We start from the raw sequence: 18,591 nt of genomic DNA, 5'->3' as shown, positions 1-18,591 counted from the left end.
GGACGGATTCACGGCGTGTCCCGCGATGGTGGGCGGGCAAGGGCCCTGCAGCAAACTCACAGTGCGAGAGCAGGCGAGGGCCTTGCAGCCAAAACACAGATCTAGCAGCGCCCGTCCAATAGACGCGAAAGCGCAGTCCGGCCGCTCTCAAGTGAACGGCGTGACGCCCTGCGCACAGCCGGGCGGCCTCAGATCTCGGTCGGGCCGATGTGGTGGCGCTTGCGGTAGCGGATCGACGACCACACCGAGGCGACTATGAAGGCCACGCCGATCAGGCCGGTCAGCACTTCCGGCACGTGGTAGACGGTGCCCACCAGCATGATGATCGCCAGCACGCCGATGGCGTAATGCGCCCCGTGCTCCAGAAACACGAACTCGTCCAGCGTGCCCTTGTGCACCAGGTAGACCGTCATCGAGCGCACGAACATCGCGCCGATCGCCAGGCCCAGCATGATGATGACCACGTCGCGGGTGATGGCGAATGCGCCAATCACGCCGTCGAACGAGAACGAGGCGTCCAGCACCTCCAGGTACAAGAACGCGGCAATGCCCGAGCGCTTGGCCGGGCCCATGCCGTCTTCGCTCTCTTCGGACTCGAACAAGGCATCCACGCTGCCCACCAGCAGATACAGCAGGATGCCGCCCAGACCGGCGAACAGCACGCTCTGGAAGATCGCCTCGGGCAGGAACAGCTTGGTGCACAGCAGGACCGTGACCGCCACGATCACCGACATCGCATCGGCCTTGCCCAGCTTGCCGACCAGCCGCTCCACCGGGCCAAGCCAGTGCAGCTTGCGCTCCTGGTCGAACAGGAAGTTGAGGAACACCAGCAGCAGGAACATGCCACCGAAGGCGGCGATGGACGGATAGTTGTCGGTCAGTACCTGGCTATAGCGCTCCGGCTCCTTGAGCGCCATCTGCATCACCGGCACCAGGCCCATGCCGGTCGCCACCGACACGATCACGATCGGGAACACCAGCCGCATGCCGAACACCGCGATCAGGATGCCCACGGTCAGGAACAGCTTCTGCCAGAACGCGTTCATGTGCTTGAGCACGCCGGCATTGACCACCGCGTTGTCGAACGACAACGACACCTCCAGCACGCTCAGCACCAGGCACAACCACAACGCCTGCCACAAACCCATTGAGGTGGTGTGACCCCACCAGGCGGCAACGCCCAGGCAGACGGCGGCGACCAACAACGACATTCTGAACTCGCGAAACATTGACACTCCCAGGCGGGCCGAGACGACAGCCGGAACAACGGGCCAGGGCAAAGCCCGGCAGATCCGGCGTGCGGTGGAGGATGGGGGACCGCGGCGTGACGCAACGTCAGGCCGGGCGCGGCTCGCCCATTATAGGGAGTGTCACCGCCATCAGGGTCGCATCGTCCGGATCCGGGCGTACGCCAAAGCCCAGGCTCTGGCACATCGCCAGCATGGTGCGGTTCTCGCGCAGCACCTGGCCTTCGATCTGCTTCAGGCCCAGCCAGCGTGCGTACTCGATCATGATGCGCATCAGCTGCCAGCCGATGCCGTGGCCCTTGAGATCGGAGCGGATCAGGATGCCGTACTCGCCACGCTCGTAATCGGCGTCGGCATGCAGGCGCACCGCGCCGAGCATGTCGCCGGTCTTGGGGTCGATGGCCACCAGCGCGATCGAGCGCGCGTAATCGAGCTGGGTCAGGCGGGCGATGAATTCGTGGCTGAAATGCTTGACCGACTGGAAGAACCGCAACCGCAGGTCTTCGTCGGTGACCCGCGCAAAGAAGGCGCGGAACAGCGCATCGTCTTCCGGGCGCACCGGGCGCACCAGCGCGTGGGTGCCATCGCCAAGCGCGATCTGGCGCTCCCATTCCTTCGGGTACGGGAAGATCGCAAAACGCGGATGGCCGCGGCCCTTGTGCAGCTTGCGCGCCGGCGCCACCGCCACGCGGGCATCCAGCGCGATCACGCCATCGCAGTCGGCCAGCAGCGGGTTGATATCCAGCTCGGTGATTTCCGGGATGTCGGCCGCCAGCTGCGCCAGCTTGACCAGCACCAGCGCCACGGCGCGCTCGTCGGCGGCCGGCACGTCGCGGTAGGCCTTGAGGATGCGCGAGACGCGGGTGCGGCCGATCAGCTCGTGCGCCAGGCGCAAGTCCAGTGGTGGCAGCGCCAGTTCGCGGTCGTTGATCACCTCCACCGCGGTGCCGCCACGGCCGAACACGATCGCCGGGCCAAACACCGGGTCGTCGGCAATGCCGGCGATCAACTCGCGCGCTTTGGGCCGCAACACGGTGGGCTGCACGATCACCCCTTCGATGACCGCATTCGGCAGCGCGGCGCGGGCACGCGCCAGGATGCCGGCCGCCGCCTCGCGCACCGCCGCCACGCTGGACAGATTCAGGCGCACGCCATCCACATCTGACTTGTGCGCGATGTCGCCAGACAACACCTTCAAGGTGACCGTGCGCCCCATTGCCAGCAGCGGATCGGCCAGCAAGGCGGCCTCGTTGGCGGTAGTGGCCACCTGCAACGGCACGATCGGGATGCCGTAAGCGGCCAGCAGCCGGTTGGTCGCCACCGGGTCCAACCAACGTCGGCCCGCAGCCAAGGCTTCATCGACCACCGCGCGCGCGATGCCGGCATCCACCACGAAATCTTCCGGCAGGCTGGGCGGGGTTTCCATCAACGCCGCCTGCGCCTCGCGATAGCGCACCAGGTGGGTGAAGCCGCGCACCGCATCCGATTCGGTGGCGTAGGTGGGCACGCGCGCGGCGTTGAGCGCGGCGATCGCCGCGTCGTCCTGGCCTAGCCACACCGCAAACACCGGCTTGTCGCGCTGATAGCGGTTGCGTTGCTCCAGCGCGCGGGTCAGCGCCTTGGCCGCGTCGGCCGAGGAAGTGAATGCGGTGGGCACGTTGACCACCAGCAAGGCGTCGTTTTCGGGGTCGTCCAGCAGCGCCTCGATCGCGGCGGCATAGCGCGCGCCATCGGCGTCGACAATGATGTCCACCGGGTTGCTGCGCGACCAGCCTTCCGGCAGCGACTGGTCCAGCCGCTCCAGGGTCTTGGCCGACAACTCGGCCAACGTGCCGCCACGCAGCACCAACTGGTCCACCGCCAGCTGCCCCACCCCGCCGCCATTGCTCAGGATGGCCAGACGCCGGCCCGGGAAGCTGCCGAGCCGGCCCAGCGTTTCGGCCGCGGCGAACAACTCGTCCAATGCGCCGACGCGCAGCAGCCCGGCACGCGCGAACGCGGCGCCATACACCGCATCCGAGCCGGCCAGCGCCTGCGCGTGGGTATCGGCATTGGGATTGATGCGGAACTGCCGGCCGGACTTGACCACCACCACTGGTTTGGCGCGCGCGGCCGCACGCGCGGCCGACATGAACTTGCGCGCATCGCCGATGCGTTCGACGTAGAGCAGGATGGCGCGGGTGCGGTAGTCGGTGGCGAAGTAATCGAGCAGGTCGCCGAAGTCCACATCCAGCGTATCGCCCAGCGACACCACCGCCGAGAACCCGACCGAACGCGCCACGCCCCACTCCACCAGGGCAGCGGCAATGGCGCTGGATTCGGAGATCAGCGCCAGATCGCCGGCCTGTGGGCAGTGCGCGGCGATGCTGGCATTGAGCCGCGCATGCGGGGCGATCACGCCCAGGCAATGCGGGCCGAGGATGCGCATGCCCTTTGCCCGTGCGGCCGCTTCCATGCGTGCGGCCGGCGAGCCGGGGCCACGGCCCAAACCAGCGGTAAGGATGATCGCTGCGGCCACCCCGCGCCGCGCCGCGATGGAGACGATGCGCGGCACGATGCGCGCCGGCGCGGTGATCACCACCAGGTCGGGTACCCACGGCAGATCGGTCAAGCGCGCCACCGTGCGCACGCCATCGATCTCGCTATAGCGCGGGCTCACCCAACCGATCTGCCCAGGGAAGCCGGCCGCGCGCAGATTGCGCACCACCGCCCGCCCGGCCGAGCGATCGCGCGGACTGCCACCCACCACCGCAACGGTGCTGGGGCGGAAGACCTGTTGCAGGTGATAAGTACTCATTGTGCGGGGGAGAACACTGCCATCGCGCTACGGTACACGCACAGCAGTGCGAGGGCATGCGGCAAGGTTGGCGAACGCGAGATGGCGGGGCGGCCGACCGGTGCGCGTGCTCCGCGGCCAGGGACTTGGCGCAGCCGTCTCGCGGCATGGCCGTCGTCGACAATCGTCGATCGTTTCCACCGAAGACCGTTCGGGTTGGTGATTTGTTTGACTGGTCAGTGCACCACTGCCTGCACCGTCGTCATGCCTGCCGCAGCGCATCGCGGTGCCCAGCCTGTCGATGCCTGCCTACTTTGAAAGTGTCGAGGTCGATGTGCGGCAACGCTGGGCGCTGTAAGCCACCGAATAGGGTTCGTCGTAGCATTTGATCAAGCCATCGACGACATCCAGGTTTGGTGGCCAGCGCACCTTCATCTCAGCTCGGCCCTTCTCGGCGGGAAAAACCATATAGCCATCCTGCAGCGGCGGCATATCCTTGGCCTGCGGATAGGGCACCGTCGCAAGTCGCGCACGTGCGGCATCCAGGCCGGCGCGGTCGCGTTTGAGGAACGCGAGCATCGCATCCACATACAGATTCCAGCCGGCGAGATCCTCGGCGGCTGGCTTGTAAGACTTTTCGAACAAGGCGATCGCCTGTGCCGTTTGACCAGCCTCTGCACGCAGCTGGCCTTCGTGCCAGGTCACTATGCCGCCAGTGATCGCATGCGCCAGGCGATACTCGCGCAGCAGGTCGGCTGCCGCCAGGGCGCAACCAGGGCGGTCGGCGATGGTGCGCCAGCCGCCCTGCATGTCTTGGTCGAAGGCGTTCTCATCCAGCGCCAGCATGGCGGCGCGATCATAGGCACAGGCCGGTGGATGGGCCTGTTCGGCCCATCCTGGCTGCAACATGGCGACCAGCAATGCACTCGCCCCAAGTACATACCGCAGCGCCTTGTTGCCCATCGCGATCTCCTTATCGGTCGTGTTGGCAAAGCCTACAACAACGTTCCACTCAAGATCGCCGCAGCGATGCTGAAATAGATCACCAGCCCGGTGACATCCACCAGCGTGGCCACGAACGGTGCAGAGGCGCTGGCCGGGTCGAAGCCGAAGCGTTGCAGCACGAATGGCAGCATCGAGCCCGAGAGCGAGCCGAAGGTGACGATGCCGATCAGCGCCGCACCGATGGTCAGCGCCACCATCTGCCAGTGCGGGCCATAGTCGTACAGGCCGGCGGTCTGCCAGATGGCGATACGTACGATCGCCAGCACGCCCAGAATCGCGCCCAGGGTCAGCCCGGTGGGCAGCTCGCGCAGCGCCACTTTCCACCAGTCGCCCAGGCGGATTTCACGCAGCGCCAGCGAACGGATCAGCAGCGAAGTGGCCTGCGAACCGGAGTTGCCGCCCGAGCTCATGATCAACGGAATGAACAAGGTCAGCACCACCGCCTTGGACAACTCGTCCTCGAAGTGCTGCATGGCGCTGGCGGTGAGCATTTCGCCCAGAAACAGCACGCTCAACCAACCGGCGCGCTTCTTGATCATCTGGCCAAACCCAATGTGCATGTAGGGCTTGTCCAGCGCTTCCATGCCGCCGAACTTGTGCACGTCTTCGGTGGATTCGGCGATCAATGCGTCGAGCACATCGTCCACGGTGACGATGCCCAGCACATGCCCGCGCGCATCCACCACCGGGATCGCGAGCAGGTCGTGGCGGCGGATCAGGCGCGCCACTTCTTCCTGGTCCAGTGCCGGGTCCACGGTGACCGGCGGATTGACCTGCGCCACCTCCAGAATCGGTGCCTCCGGCGCGCCGGTGATCAGCCGGCGCATGGTGACCACCTGTTGCAGCACGCGGGTCTGCGGGTCGAGCAGATAGATGGCGTAAACGGTCTCGCGGCTGCGCTCCACTTCGCGGATGTGTTGCAAGGTGCGGCCCACTGTTAAGTCGGACGACACCGCCACGAATTCGGTGGTCATCAACGCACCGGCAGTGTTGGGCGGGTAGCGCATCAGCGCCTGGATCGACAGCCGCGCCTCGGCACTGAGCAACCACAGCAGCGGCTGGCGCTGCTCGGCATCCAGGCCGTGGAAGATATCGGTGGCGCGGTCGTCGGCCATCTGCCCGAGCAAGGAGGCGGCCTGCTCGGCCGGCAGCAGGGCGACCAGTGCGCTGGCGTCGCGCAGCTCCGGTTGTTCGAGCAACTTCACCGCACGCGGCGCCGGCAACGCGGCCAGCACGTGTGCCGCATCGTCGCGATCGAGCGTGTTGAGATATTCCACCGCATCGGCCGTGTTGAGCTCGGCCAGGGGTGCGGTCAATGCATCGACGCCTTGGGCAAGGCGCAGGGTTTCGTTGTACATGGTGGTTCGCCTGGTGACGACCGTCGTCGATGACAGCCGGCGAACCTGAGCCTCAGGCGCGCGCCAGCTGGGTCATCGACCCGGGTCTAGGGTGACTGTCGCTGGACATGAGTAAAGGCTCCGAAAGGTGCGCACCGACCGGTGATCCGGGCGGCGGCGCGGCGCAGTCTGCGCGCCTGCGCTCGCTTGGTCAATCCTTCGCAGCAGCCCCGCTTCACTGGGCGTCCAGCATGCCGAGCCTGCACTGCACGTCGCTGGCGCAGGCCATGCCGCTCACCCCGCCGACAACGCGCGACTGACGCTGCGCAAGAGGCGAGTACGCGGAGGTGCCATCGTCGTGGCACCTCCGCGCGGGATGCAGGCATTCGCCTGCACACCTGTCGCCGCGATGGGCCCAGCCGCGCCAAGAGGTCGTGCTGGTCGGAGCGAATCCACCGGCCGTCGCAAACCTGTGGTGTGCGGCACAGCAATAGGTACAGTCCGCTTCTTGGCACAGCCAACCCACCGCACATCTTCGTGGAAGGGCGCGCGCCATCGCGTCCCTCCGCTCCCGTCGCTGCTCAGGAATCACCAATGCCGTCTTCTATGTCGTTTTTGTTACGCCGTCTGCGCCCGGTGTGTCTGTGTGCCGCCGCGGGCTGGGTCACGGTCGGCATGGCGCAAACCACGCTGCCTGCAACGCCCCCCGTGGAGGCGCACGAAACCCCCCAACACGTCGGGCATGAGTGGGGCTATACCGGTCCGGAGGGCGCCGAGCACTGGGCCGAACTGGCCAAGGAAAACGTGCTGTGCGGCAACGGCCAACAGAACAGCCCGATCGATCTGAAAGGCGCGCTCGACGCCAACCTGGGCAAGCTGGAGCTGGACTACAGCGCCGTGCCGCTGGCGGTGCGCAACACCGGTCATTCCATCCAGCTGGAGTTGCATGACGGCGGCACCATGGTCATCGGCGGCAAGCAGTACACCGCGTTGCAGCTGCATTTCCATCACCCGAGCGAGCACCTGTTGAACGGCCGGCGCTTCCCGATGGAGGCGCACATCGTGCATCAGGGCCCGGATGGAACCCTGGGCGTGCTGGCGATCTTCTTCGAAACCGGCAAGGCCAATCCTGCCTTCCAGCGGGTGCTGGATGCCATGCCCAAAGACAAGAACCAGACCCGGCAGGTCGCCAACGCCTCGGTGCGGGCCAGCGATTTCCTTCCGCCCAAGCAGCAACGCCGCTTCTATCGCTACGAAGGCTCGCTGACCACCCCGCCGTGCAGCGAAACGGTGGACTGGGTGGTGCTCGAGCAGCCGGTGCAGGTGTCCGAGGAGCAGATCAACGCCTTCGAGCGCGTCTACCCATTCAACGCCCGGCCGCTGCAGCCGCTGGATCGACGCTTCCTGCTCAAGAGCCACTGAACGCAGCCAAGCGAGCGTAGCGCGGCCACACGGCGGGAATGCATGGCGCATTGAGATGCGTCGTGCTGCCGCATAGCGCACCGGCCGCGCGCCTCTGGCGGCTGCGCAGTGGCCCTGCGCAGGCTGCTCGGCGTCCTGCTATCGCAAGCGCAGTAGCGGGTCTTGTTCGCTTCGAGAGTGCGATCTCAGCGCGTCCAGCACACCAGCTCCGTCTGGCGGATGCTAGACGCTGCGGTCGCCGCATGGCCGCGCTTGCCGGCGTGGCCGGTTGCGTGGCGCTGCCGCATCTCACAGTACCGCACCGCGCGTGGCATGCGATGCGCATCGGCGGCGACTCCGGCACGTTGGTGCAAGCTGGCCGACTGCTGCGGGCGGCATAATGCGCACCTCAACGGAGAACGTGCATGCATAGCGGTGGCCTGGAACTGGCTCTGGTCCTGATGCTGGCCGCCATCGTGGCGGTACCGGTGTTCAAGCGCTTCGGCCTTGGCGCGGTGCTGGCCTATCTGGTCGCCGGCGTGGTGCTGGGCCCGGATGGTGTGGGCGTAGTGCAGGATGCCGAGCGCATCAGCGGCGCGGCCGAAATCGGCGTGGTGATGCTGCTGTTCGTGATCGGCCTGGAGCTCTCGCCAGCCCGCCTGAAGGTAATGCGCCATTCGGTGTTCGGCGCCGGCGCCACCCAGGTGGTGGTGACGGCCATGATCCTGGGCGGCCTGTTGATGCTGGGTAACCTGGGCTGGAAAACATCGCTCATCGTCGGCGTGGCGCTGGCGTTGTCGTCCACTGCGGTGGGCCTGCAGCTGCTGGCCGAACGCAAGGCGCTGGGCAGCGATTACGGGCGACTGGCCTTCGCCATCCTGCTGTTTCAGGATCTGATCGCGATCCCGTTGCTGGCCGCCATCCCGCTGCTCGGTGGCAGCAAGAACGCCACTCTCGCCTGGCCCGAAGTGGCCAAGGCGATGGCCGCATTGGCGCTGGTGATCTTGTGCGGGCGCTTTGTGTTGCGCTATCTGTTCAACGTAGTGGCGCGCACCCGCATGCCGGAGGTATTCACCGCCAGCGCGTTGCTGGTGGTGCTGGGTACCGCCTGGATCATGCAGGAAGCCGGGCTGAGCGCCAGCCTGGGGGCCTTCATCGCCGGCGTGCTGCTGGCCGATTCGGAATTCCGCCACGAACTCGAATCGCAGATCGAACCGTTCGAAGGCTTGCTGCTTGGCTTGTTCTTCATTTCGGTGGGCATGGGCATCGACCTCAATCGCGTGGTCGCCGAACCGGGATTGATCGCCGCCGGCGTAGCGATCTTGCTGGTGGTGAAGTTCTCGCTGCTGGTCGGTATCGGCAGCGTCGCCAAGCTGCCGCTACGCAGCAGCCTGATGCTGGGCAGCGTGTTGTGGCTGGGCGGCGAATTCGCGTTTGTGGTGTTCAACGAGGCCGATCGCGTCGGCCTGCTGGATCCGGCCAATCACGATCGCCTGGTGGCCATCGTCGGCGTCTCCATGGCCCTGACGCCGCTGTTGCTGCTCGGTATGCAGCGCCTGCTCAATGGACCGTTGCGGGTGCAGGTGCCCAAGTCCGAGCGCCCCTTCGACACCATCGATGCGCAGTCGCCGCAGGTGCTGATCGCGGGCGTGGGCCGTTTTGGCCAGGTGGTGGCCCGCCTGCTTACCTCGCGCCATGTGCCGTTTGTCGCGCTGGAGCACAACCCCGACACGGTGGAGGATATCCGCCGCTTCGGCGGCGAACTGTATTACGGCGACCCGACCCGGCCGGACCTGCTACGCGCCGCCGGCGCCGACCGCATCAAGGTGTTCGTGATTGCGGTGGACGACCCGGAAACCAACATCAAGACGGTGCGGCTGATCCGCCGCCTGTACCCGCAGGCCACCGTGCTGGCGCGCGCGCGCAACCGCCAACACGCCTGGAAACTGATGGACCTGGGCGCCGAACCGTTCCGCGAGGTATTCGCCTCCAGCCTGGAACTGGGCGGACGCGTGCTGACCTCGCTCGGCGTGGGCGATGCGCTCGCGCGCGAACACATCGAGCGCTTCCGCAAGCACGACGAAGACCTGATGCGTGCGCAACACCTGGTCTACGACGACGAAGCCAAAGTGCTGCAGACCTCGCGCGATGCGCGCGAAGACCTGATGCGCCTGTTCGAAGCCGACGTCAAGGCGGATGTGGATGGGGATGACGTGCCAGTGGCGGCCACGCGCGATGCGTAAATGCGCTTGGCAAACTCATAACCAGATGTGCGCTGCGAGTGCGCTTGACCGAATGACAATCAAACGCCCTCGCTGAATCGCCACGTGAACCAGCCACACGACACGCAGGCCGCAATCACAGTTGCAAGGCCAATCTGCGAACGCGTGCACCCACAAGAGCCGATAAGGCGCTGTGCGCCCAACCCGCCCAGCAGAAGGCCCGTGCCCACGCAAATCGGAGCAGTCAGGTGTGCCCACTCACCGCGCAGATCATGTGCAAAGTCGCTGACACCGTAGGTGGCCAACACACTGCTGATTCCTGCACCCAACAAGACAGCGCCAGCAGCGAATAGTAGCCAACAAGATAGCGTCTTTATTGACTGCAAAACTTTATCCACTGGATTCACTCCATAAGCCGCCTGCGCGATACAGCGGAACTGCTAGCGTCTGCTGCGCGCCATCTGAATTAATGCGTCGCGACGTCCTACAAGGCGCTCTGGATGAAGCCTGTAGATGCTCGGCGCCCACGTATAGGCAACCACGGTTGCCGCCTCCTGCTCTGTCAGGGTATTCAGTGGCTTTGCAAACAGATGGTGAGACAACGCGTTCAAACCATTGCCCTGTCCGTTATGGGCAAGAGTCGAATAGAGCGCAATAACCTCGTCCTGCGACAGATGTAGCCAGAGAAGTTTCCCCCAAAGCAATTCACCCATACGTGACCAAAATCCAGTGCTGCCCGGCAGAAAGCGCGTGCGCAACCGCATTGCGACTAGAGCCGAGGGCGCTGCATTCCCCCGATGCAGTACTTGGATATACCGCCGAATATTCGGCGGTGGGGAGCGGTCAAAAGGATCTGCACTAACAAGAATGGCCCGGATATCGCTCAAACGGGGCGATAATACGAAAACGTCGTAAGCGACGACTACAAGGATGGGCAGAACTAGGGTCGAGATGGCAATAAAACTCAGCGCCCTTGAATGAAATTTCATCGCAAATCCCGTCCACTTTAAGATTTTATCCAACCCAGCGAGCCTGCAGGTAGATTGAACAATTGTCCAGCCAAACCACTTACTTTCGTGCACGCCATCGGAATACTAGTAATGTCGCCCTCACCTAGCCATTTTCTGGAAGTGGCTCCTTCAGCTGCCGAGGCAGCCCGCACCCCATACAATGCTGCTTGATAAATCCCTTTTCAGCATCGCAATTTTTTTCAAGTGTTGCTAGATAAAAGCGTTATCCGAGACGAGATACTCGATTGAATTATGCAACATGATCGATTCCTCTGATTCGCTTTAAAATGACGCTGGGATTTCACTTCGCTTCATCCCAGTCTACGGCCATTTCGCATTCTTAACGAACAAAACACCAAGGGGCCCTGCAAAACCCCTAAATACATGACCGAAGCAACAAACCAACCATACATTTGAGAGTGAATGCTGCCAAATCGCACGTGTTGACTGATTGAAGAATGAAAGTGAGGAGAGAAGGTCCACTCCAAAACAATACTCACCAGGAAGCTAATTAACCAGCCCAACAACGCCGACAAAATCAAGCCAACAATCGTTCCGCCGCTTGCTTTTCGTAGCGCAAGGCCAACGCCAAGAACAGCGGCACTTTGGAGAGCTGCAAACAGGACTGCCGGAGCTCTAAGCTCCAGCCCTGCTATCCACGCCCAAACCAAAACAAACGTGGCAACGCAGACTACTAAAACCGGCCTACTTAACTGTTGCATCCCGAAATCCCCTCGACAACGACCCTGGAAATACGGACCCTTCGAAGTTTTTGAAGACTTCCGAAGCGTTCAGAACATTGGAAACGTTCAAAGCACATGTCGGACCGGTCGCAGTTGGAGACATCCTGACCTGACGTCTAATTTGTTTCTGCTGATTTTTGCTTATGTCTCTACACTGGACCCCAACAGTATTCCCTTCGGCTTCGTGATGCTTCTTGAATCCATCCAAGTGATTCCCATCTAATACTTCACTTCTTTTCTGTACCCCATATCCACCGTGTTGCAGAAGGCTTCGCCCTTCAGGCTCCGATTCCACACAGCAACATCGCGGACAGCATCGACGACCACACGGGGGCTGCCGAGGTGATCGGGTTCGACGTAGTGCAGTTGACCGCCGTTGGCCAGCAGGCCTACCGGTAGGTCGTCCAGCCAGACCGCTTGTTGCTTGGGTGCGTCGTTGGTGTCGTAGTCGCCCAGCCAGTGGCCCGCCTCGTCGTAAAGCGTGTAGGTATTGTTGGTGCCTAGGTAACGGCGTACCTGCTCGCCGCGGCCGTTGTAGCGGTAGTTCATGACCGCGGCACCTGCGCGTTTTACCTAGGTCATGCGGCCGGTGGTGTCGTACAGGTATTCGCGTGCCTTGCCGCCGATGGTGAGGGTATTGCCCATCTTGTCGTAGGTGCGCGTCACGCCGGCGACCGCACTCAGGCGATGGTTGGTGGTTGCGTATGTGTAGGTTTGCGTCGCGCCGCCAACCTTGGCGCTGAGAAGATTTCCGATGCCATCGTAGCTGTAGCCGTCGATCACGCTACCAGTAATGCCATCCTTGAGTGCAGTCAGCCGACCAAGCGCGTCATAGGTCAGCTGAAGCTCTGGTGTCGGACTGCCCTCGGGAGTCAGGGCAATGACGTTACTACCAGATCGAAGCAACTCATCCTCATAAGGCCCTCACGTTCCGCATGAATTACCTACTCAGGAAAAGGCCACTTCTTATGCCAAGGCAATTCGCACCCTAACCATTCCGTACCCTCTGAGATAAATCTCTTTATCTTTCCATATCGACCAAGCATCTTTGGGTGAAAAACTCGATCTGAATTTAAAAAATCAATTGAGTTTATTAGAATTATCTTTTCTTCCGAATTCTCTTTTATTTCAATAATAAGATCATGACAATCGTCAAACAAAGTCCACACCCAGTATCCGATCGACTTAACCGCCTTGTCTTTAGTCTTTTTTGGCCACTTATCCTCAAAATCAATTGAACACAGGTGATTTTCATCCATCTTGCGCAGCAACTCAATCCCTGTATTTCTAGCAGAATAGTCGATCACTGAGCACCTCAGCACCTTTTGAATGAGAAAAAAATGTAGCTTGCTAGCCCGCCCTGTCGTCGCACCCACTCCTGCCTGGAGAATACCAGCTGCACTTATCACTGATCTCTTCATCAAGTAACATGTCCGCGAAAGCGGATGATCTGAACGAGCTTTTCCAAACTCACGCTTGGGAAGATCTCGCCAAATTCGGAGAGCAATGCGATGACCTTGTCGTCCCGATCTCGTTGCCTATTTATTTATATTTTCGTTGAACCGGCAACTTCGCGATAACCCTTGCAATCGTCCAACCAACCAAGCGGACTTATCAATTTGAATTTAAGAGCATAGGTTAGAGTCGCGTCGTTTAGTAAATTTTTAATATCCACAGAGCCGTCTTCCAGAACTCCAACACATCCCGTTTTTCCCAAAAAATCAAAGAGACCATTTGAGTAAAAGGCGTTAAATTTAACGGGACCCAAGTGAGACACGGCGCCAGCGGGCTGAATAAATATTGATATCATCTCTCGCTGAGTGGTGTCACTATTCGTAGATGCGAGCCTATTTGTCTTCGCAATGATCACTTGCACGCCATCGCCGCTAATGCCTTGATGACACGCCATCTGAGACCTTGCAATTTCGGTAGATAGCTTCGAACTTGGTCGACAATTATCTGCATCAGCTATAAGGCCATTTCTAACATTTAGTGATGTGCTGCTGCACCCGGCTAGACAAGCCGAGCCCATTGTAAATAAAACCACTTTATTCCACACATCCATAAAACTCTCCCTCCATTTAGTTCTTGGCAGCTTCTGTCTGCCTTGCCGTTCTTTCATAAATCTTATTATGGTTACGAGCAATGTAGAATATCCCTTTATTCAGATGAAGTCCTTCACGGATAATGGCGCCTTGTAAATCAGCGCGTTGAGCCGGCGAAAGGTTATCCAACTAACGGTCGCCTAACGTGATTTTCTTTTAGCACAGTTGATATATCCCACTTTATTACCAACTAATCCTTCACCTGCAGCTGCCCAGGGAAATTTAGATCCATTCCTCTTCTTTTCGCAAGCATTGAAAAATAATCAATATCTTCTTGTCTTAGCCCAAAGAAGTCGATCAAACTCACTGGATTGCTAGAAACATAGGCATATGTGTTCCTTCCACCATTCAATCCAATCGAATCACTGTCCCCGTGCCGACCAGAGGCCGCATCGTAATCCCGCAAGTAGTTCTGATTGAACCCGCTGGCCGCATCATATCGCCGCCCTGGGAAGCGCATGTCAAACACCATCGCGGCGCCATCCCCATCCAGATCCTGGTTGGGCGCGTTGTTGCCGAACGCTTCGCCTTTCAGTCTCCAGTTCCACACGTCAACGTCGCGTGCGGCATCGACCACCACAGGGGGGCTGCCGAGGTGGTCGGGTTCGATGTAGCGCAATTGACCGCTGTTGGCCAGCAGACCTACCGGCAGGTCGTCCAGCCAGATCGCTTGCTGCTTGGGTGCGCCGTTGGTGTCGTAGTCGGCTACGTCTTCCAGCTCGTAAATATTATCTCCTCTGAGATAGAGGCGCACATGACGGATATCGATTATATCCAAAACATCCAGCCCTATAGCCAAACTCAGCTACGCTAGCAACCACCCTATTTTATCCAGATATCCGCTTTAAACATCCCCATAGCGATTAAGGACAAAATGCTGGGTGATTCTTGTACAGAACCCAAGTCAATCCGAAGTAATACTTAGATCCACTTTCTGATGGAATCATTTGAACTATCAAACTAATGCCACCCTTACACAACTTCAGTTCTTTGTCATTTTTAAGGGCGCGCCACCAACCCATTTCTAAAGATTTTCTTTCATAATAATTAAGAACATCCCGATTAGTTGAAGTGGAGGCCACGTGAGCTGAAAAACTAGTTATCGGACCTTTATCCAGACCCGCCTTTGATATCAACCTGGAATTCTCTTCTAAGGGAAATTTTTCGAACTGGCGAGCGAGATTATTAACACCCACCTTCTTATCTATATCCCCCATCACTATGGCCGTAATTTTTTCTGGCCCCAGCGCGTATAATAAGACGCTAAGAGCTACGGTCAGCAATAATAATATAAAGGCACGATAACTCATATGCGCTAATTTCACTTAAAGTTCTAAATAAGAAACATATACTCATAGGGCTACAATGAAACTCCCGGCATGCCTAACCCGAGCTCCAACGCCGTTCCCGCTGCGTTGTAAACCAACGCTTCTTCTGGTCCATAGTAAGCACCTGCACCAGTTGTAGCGCCGGATACAAAATTGTCCACTTCAGCACCTGATTTTTCGCAGGTCATTTTCCCAGCCGAAATGGATCCACCTATATTTCCACTTACAAGCGAACCAGGTCCAGGCTTTATGAATCCAAATCCAAGGAATACAATATTATTTCTAGTCACAGTAATGCCAGCGCTCGCAACGTAAATCCCGGCCGACAGATGCAGACAATCTATGCGACTTTGTCCCTTTTTTTTAGTCAAACCAGAGTAGTAAGAAAGAGTTGAATTAGATCCGACATCTTGAAGACCTAAAATATCCTTAAAAGCTAGCGGATTGGCTTTTACATACGAGAATATACTGATTCCCCCATCCAGACCAATCGGATCACTCTGCCCATACCGACCTGTGGCCGCATCGTAGTCCCGGAAGTATTTCTGATTGAACCCGCTGGCCCCATCAAACCGCTGCCCTGGGAAACGCATGTCGACAACCATCGCGGTGCCACCCCCATCCGGATCCTGGTTGGGCACGGTGTTGCCGAAGGCTTCCCCCTTCAGGCTCCAGTTCCACACAGCAACATCGCGGACAGGATCGACGACCACACGGGGGCTGCCGAGGTGATCGGGTTCGATGCACTGCAGTTGACCGCCGTTGGCCAACAGGACCACCGGCACGTCTTCCAGCCAGATCGCTTGCTGCTTGGGTGCGCCGTTGGTGTCGTAATCACCAAGCCAGTGGCCTGCCTCATCGTAGAGCGTGTAGGTATTGTTGGTGCCTAGGTAACAGCGTACCTGCTCGCCGCGGCCGTTGTAGCGGTAGTTGCCGTTGTAGCGGTAGTTAACGGCGCGCTTGACGTGGGCCATGCAGCCGGTGGTGTCGTACAGGTATTCGCGCGCCTTGCCGCCGATGGTGAGGGTATTGCCCATCTTGTCGTAGGTGCGCGCCACGCCGGCGACCGCACTCAGGCGATGGTTGGTGGTTGGGTAGGTGTAGGCCTGCGTCGCGCCGCCGACCTTGGCACTCAGACGAGCCGGTGCTGTCATAGCGATAGCCATCCATTCCAGTGGTGGTGCTGTCTTTGGGGTGGAGTAAGCCGGCAGAGCATGCAAAATAGTGCTAATAATTAAGTGAATCTGACCCCGTTCTTTCTCAATCTGACCCCGTTCTTTCTCGGTCACGACAACACAACAGATCTATGGATTCTTAGGCTCATCGAGCTTAGCAAGCTGGGCTTGCGCTAATGTACTGCCTTGAGATGCGGACCGAGCAAGCCAATAGCGTGCCCGAACACGGTTCAGAGGGTCTGATTCATCCGCTAGAAGCAGAATTCCAAAATTGAATTGGCCAACCATACTGCCGTTTTCAGCAGCAACTTGAGCCCAGTAAGCGTGACTATCTTTCCCGCTTGGGAACTTCATGTACCAAACCGCAAGCTGTAAGGCAGCATCTTGTGAACCTGACATTGCCTGATTTTTCAATAAAGGCAACTGCTCTGATTCAGGAATTTTAATCTCACTAGATGTTGGTCCTGCCATAATCTTCCTTGAAGTACTCGATTGACCAGAGTAAGTGCATCCATTCAGTAGCACAGAGACGAGCAATAGGCGTAAAACGAGTGGCACATTCATGGTCTCATTGCACTCATTGGATAAAACGTGATCCAGCTACCGCCCGATCCTAGTATGGGCGCACCTGTCTTGGAGTTGGCGCTCGCCAAGTAGAACTTACCGTTGGACCGGTAAAACATAAATTTGTTTGGAGCGACAACAGGCTTGCCCAGCAAATTAGCCAACTTCTGACCAATCGATTCATCTCCATACTTACCTGTGTTGCAACTAGTGAGTTGAACCTAATCTGCATCCTCGAATTTTTGATCGCTCTTAATCATATCAGTTAGCCGCTGCGGCGTGACCAAGTAGCCGTTTGCATCCTGCATGTATCCGGGCGCCCCGTGCCCACCCATCGTATACACGCCTTGCGGTGACTGATAGATCGTTGAGCTGCTGTAAAAATGTCCATCTGTTGGTGAAAACAAATTTAGTTCAGTTAGCCCCAGCGGACCAACGCGGCTAGCCGGGTTGCCTCCAACATAGGAATATGTGCTGATCCCTCCATCCAGCCCAATCGGATCACTCTGCCCATACCGCCCAGTAGCCGCATCGTAATCCCGGAAGTAGTTCTGATTGAACCCGCTGGCCACATCAAATCGCTGCCCTGGGAAGCGCATGTCGAGCACCATCGCGGTGCCATCCCCATCCGGATCTTGGTTGGGTGCGGTATTGCCGAAGGCTTCGCCCTTCAGGGTCCAGTTCCACACAGCAACATCGCGGACAGGATCGACGACCACACGGGGGCTGCCGAGGTGATCGGGTTCGACGTAGTGCAGTTGACCGCCGTTTGCCAGCAGGCCCACCGGCAAGTCGTCAAGCCAGATTGCTTTCTGCTTGGGTGCGCCGTTGGTGTAGTAATCACCGAGCCAGTGGCCCGCCTCATCGTAGAGCGTGTAGGTAGTGTTGGTGCCTAGGTAACGGCGTACCTGCTCGCCGCGGCCGTTGTAGCGTTAGTTCATGACAGCAACACCTGCCCGCTTGACCAGAGTCATTCGGCCCGTGGTGTCGTACAGGTACTCGCGTGCCTTGCCGCCGATGGTGAGGGTGTTGCCCAACTTGTCGTAGGTACGCGCCACGCCGGCAACCTCACTCAAACGATGGTTAGTGGTTGGATATGTGTAGGTCTGCATGGCGCCGCCCACCTTCGCACTCAGGCGATTGCCGGTGGCATCGTAGGTGTAGCCGTCGATTACCGGAAGTGGGCAGGTTTTTTGATGGTGAATACAGCTAACGGCACACCTAGGTAGTGACATTTGATCAGTCGCTACCTGTACAGTTCCAGACATTTTGTGCGTCTGCAGAACGATGTACGCACAAGTTACTGCCCGGGCCAAAATACTTGATTATCAACTCGTAATGGTCAGGCGAATTTGAAACAAAGAATAACCTTATGTTGGCAGAATCAACGCCCCTCATAATTTCTTTATAATTTTCAAGCTCATCAATCGACCTTGGATAAGTCGCCCTCTCAAAGCGATAGGCCTCGACTGAACGAATTATATCGTCACCGAGTTCCTTTGTTTTCTTGGCTTTCATACCCTGACCAGGAGCAGCACAAGCGGACAAGGAAATTATAAAAATAATTGTCAGCCTTGAATTATTGGCAGTCATTGTCCCAGGCATTCATTTTTAAAAGCGTGTTGTAAAGCATTCCAAATTTCTCCGGCAAGGCGACCCGGAGTGAACCTAACCTGTT

At 59.1% G+C, this 18,591-nt stretch carries 13 protein-coding genes and 5 pseudogenes; 2 read left to right on the top strand and 16 right to left on the bottom strand.

Going from position 1 to position 18,591, the window contains the following annotated elements; translation table 11 throughout:
* Window positions 1-188: 188 nt before the first annotated feature.
* The 4 genes from RQH86_RS17890 to mgtE form a co-directional block, all read right to left on the bottom strand.
* Window positions 189-1,229, bottom strand: coding sequence for a DUF475 domain-containing protein (locus RQH86_RS17890; RefSeq protein WP_115563305.1), 1,041 nt, complete (start codon window positions 1,227-1,229; stop codon window positions 189-191).
* Between the two features lie 106 nt (window positions 1,230-1,335).
* Window positions 1,336-4,044: a bifunctional acetate--CoA ligase family protein/GNAT family N-acetyltransferase gene (locus RQH86_RS17885; RefSeq protein ID WP_311260613.1), complete on the bottom strand. Its 2,709-nt coding sequence runs from the start codon at window positions 4,042-4,044 to the stop codon at window positions 1,336-1,338.
* Window positions 4,045-4,332: 288 nt separating this feature from the next.
* Window positions 4,333-4,986 carry a hypothetical protein gene (locus RQH86_RS17880; protein ID WP_115529201.1) on the bottom strand — a complete coding sequence of 218 codons (654 nt, stop codon included), beginning with the start codon at window positions 4,984-4,986 and terminating at the stop codon, window positions 4,333-4,335.
* 32 nt (window positions 4,987-5,018) lie between these two features.
* Complete coding sequence (gene mgtE / locus RQH86_RS17875; RefSeq protein ID WP_311260614.1) at window positions 5,019-6,386, bottom strand: magnesium transporter; 1,368 nt, start codon at window positions 6,384-6,386, stop codon at window positions 5,019-5,021.
* Between the two features lie 573 nt (window positions 6,387-6,959).
* On the opposite strand from mgtE, the gene RQH86_RS17870 reads away from it, so the two are divergent.
* Both RQH86_RS17870 and RQH86_RS17865 read left to right on the top strand, forming a co-directional pair.
* On the top strand, window positions 6,960-7,787 hold the full coding sequence (locus RQH86_RS17870; protein WP_311239851.1) for a carbonic anhydrase family protein: 828 nt from the start codon (window positions 6,960-6,962) through the stop codon (window positions 7,785-7,787).
* A gap of 404 nt (window positions 7,788-8,191) precedes the next feature.
* Window positions 8,192-10,009 (top strand): monovalent cation:proton antiporter-2 (CPA2) family protein, encoded by a 1,818-nt coding sequence (locus tag RQH86_RS17865; RefSeq protein WP_311239852.1) that lies wholly within the window; start codon window positions 8,192-8,194, stop codon window positions 10,007-10,009.
* Window positions 10,010-10,428: 419 nt separating this feature from the next.
* On the opposite strand, the gene RQH86_RS17860 is transcribed toward RQH86_RS17865, so the two are convergent.
* The 12 genes and pseudogenes from RQH86_RS17860 to RQH86_RS17805 all read right to left on the bottom strand — a co-directional run bounded on the left by RQH86_RS17860 (window position 10,429) and on the right by RQH86_RS17805 (window position 18,506).
* Window positions 10,429-10,977 (bottom strand): transglycosylase domain-containing protein, encoded by a 549-nt coding sequence (locus tag RQH86_RS17860; RefSeq protein ID WP_311239853.1) that lies wholly within the window; start codon window positions 10,975-10,977, stop codon window positions 10,429-10,431.
* Between the two features lie 332 nt (window positions 10,978-11,309).
* Window positions 11,310-11,720 (bottom strand): hypothetical protein, encoded by a 411-nt coding sequence (locus RQH86_RS17855; protein ID WP_311239854.1) that lies wholly within the window; start codon window positions 11,718-11,720, stop codon window positions 11,310-11,312.
* Between the two features lie 276 nt (window positions 11,721-11,996).
* A pseudogene (locus RQH86_RS17850) lies at window positions 11,997-12,629 on the bottom strand (RHS repeat protein); the annotation flags it as partial.
* Window positions 12,630-12,685: 56 nt separating this feature from the next.
* Entirely contained in the window at window positions 12,686-13,048 is a 363-nt protein-coding gene (locus tag RQH86_RS17845) for a hypothetical protein (protein WP_311239855.1), read from the bottom strand.
* A 119-nt stretch (window positions 13,049-13,167) separates the two neighbouring features.
* Window positions 13,168-13,311, bottom strand: a pseudogene (locus tag RQH86_RS17840) (IS3 family transposase); the annotation flags it as partial.
* Window positions 13,288-13,806, bottom strand: coding sequence for a hypothetical protein (locus tag RQH86_RS17835; protein ID WP_311239879.1), 519 nt, complete (start codon window positions 13,804-13,806; stop codon window positions 13,288-13,290). The gene RQH86_RS17835 and the pseudogene RQH86_RS17840, both read right to left, overlap by 24 nt.
* Window positions 13,807-14,036: 230 nt before the next feature.
* Window positions 14,037-14,549 (bottom strand): annotated as a pseudogene (locus RQH86_RS17830) (RHS repeat-associated core domain-containing protein); the annotation flags it as partial.
* Window positions 14,550-14,709: 160 nt separating this feature from the next.
* A complete protein-coding gene (locus tag RQH86_RS17825; RefSeq protein ID WP_311239856.1) occupies window positions 14,710-15,171 on the bottom strand; it encodes a hypothetical protein in 462 nt (153 codons plus the stop codon).
* 35 nt (window positions 15,172-15,206) lie between these two features.
* Window positions 15,207-16,350, bottom strand: a pseudogene (locus RQH86_RS17820) (RHS repeat-associated core domain-containing protein); the annotation flags it as partial.
* A 128-nt stretch (window positions 16,351-16,478) separates the two neighbouring features.
* Window positions 16,479-16,913 (bottom strand): hypothetical protein, encoded by a 435-nt coding sequence (locus RQH86_RS17815; RefSeq protein WP_311239857.1) that lies wholly within the window; start codon window positions 16,911-16,913, stop codon window positions 16,479-16,481.
* A 221-nt stretch (window positions 16,914-17,134) separates the two neighbouring features.
* A pseudogene (locus tag RQH86_RS17810) lies at window positions 17,135-18,088 on the bottom strand (RHS repeat-associated core domain-containing protein); the annotation flags it as partial.
* A 64-nt stretch (window positions 18,089-18,152) separates the two neighbouring features.
* Window positions 18,153-18,506, bottom strand: a complete 354-nt coding sequence (locus RQH86_RS17805; protein ID WP_311239858.1) for a hypothetical protein — start codon at window positions 18,504-18,506, stop codon at window positions 18,153-18,155.
* Between the last annotated feature and the right edge of the window lie 85 nt (window positions 18,507-18,591).

This window comes from Xanthomonas sp. WCS2018Noco2-27, assembly GCF_031843525.1.
In the GTDB taxonomy this organism is placed as follows: Bacteria; Pseudomonadota; Gammaproteobacteria; order Xanthomonadales; family Xanthomonadaceae; genus Xanthomonas.
The sequence above is the reverse complement of the archived record's forward strand: the minus strand, read 5'-3'. Positions and strand labels throughout refer to the sequence as shown.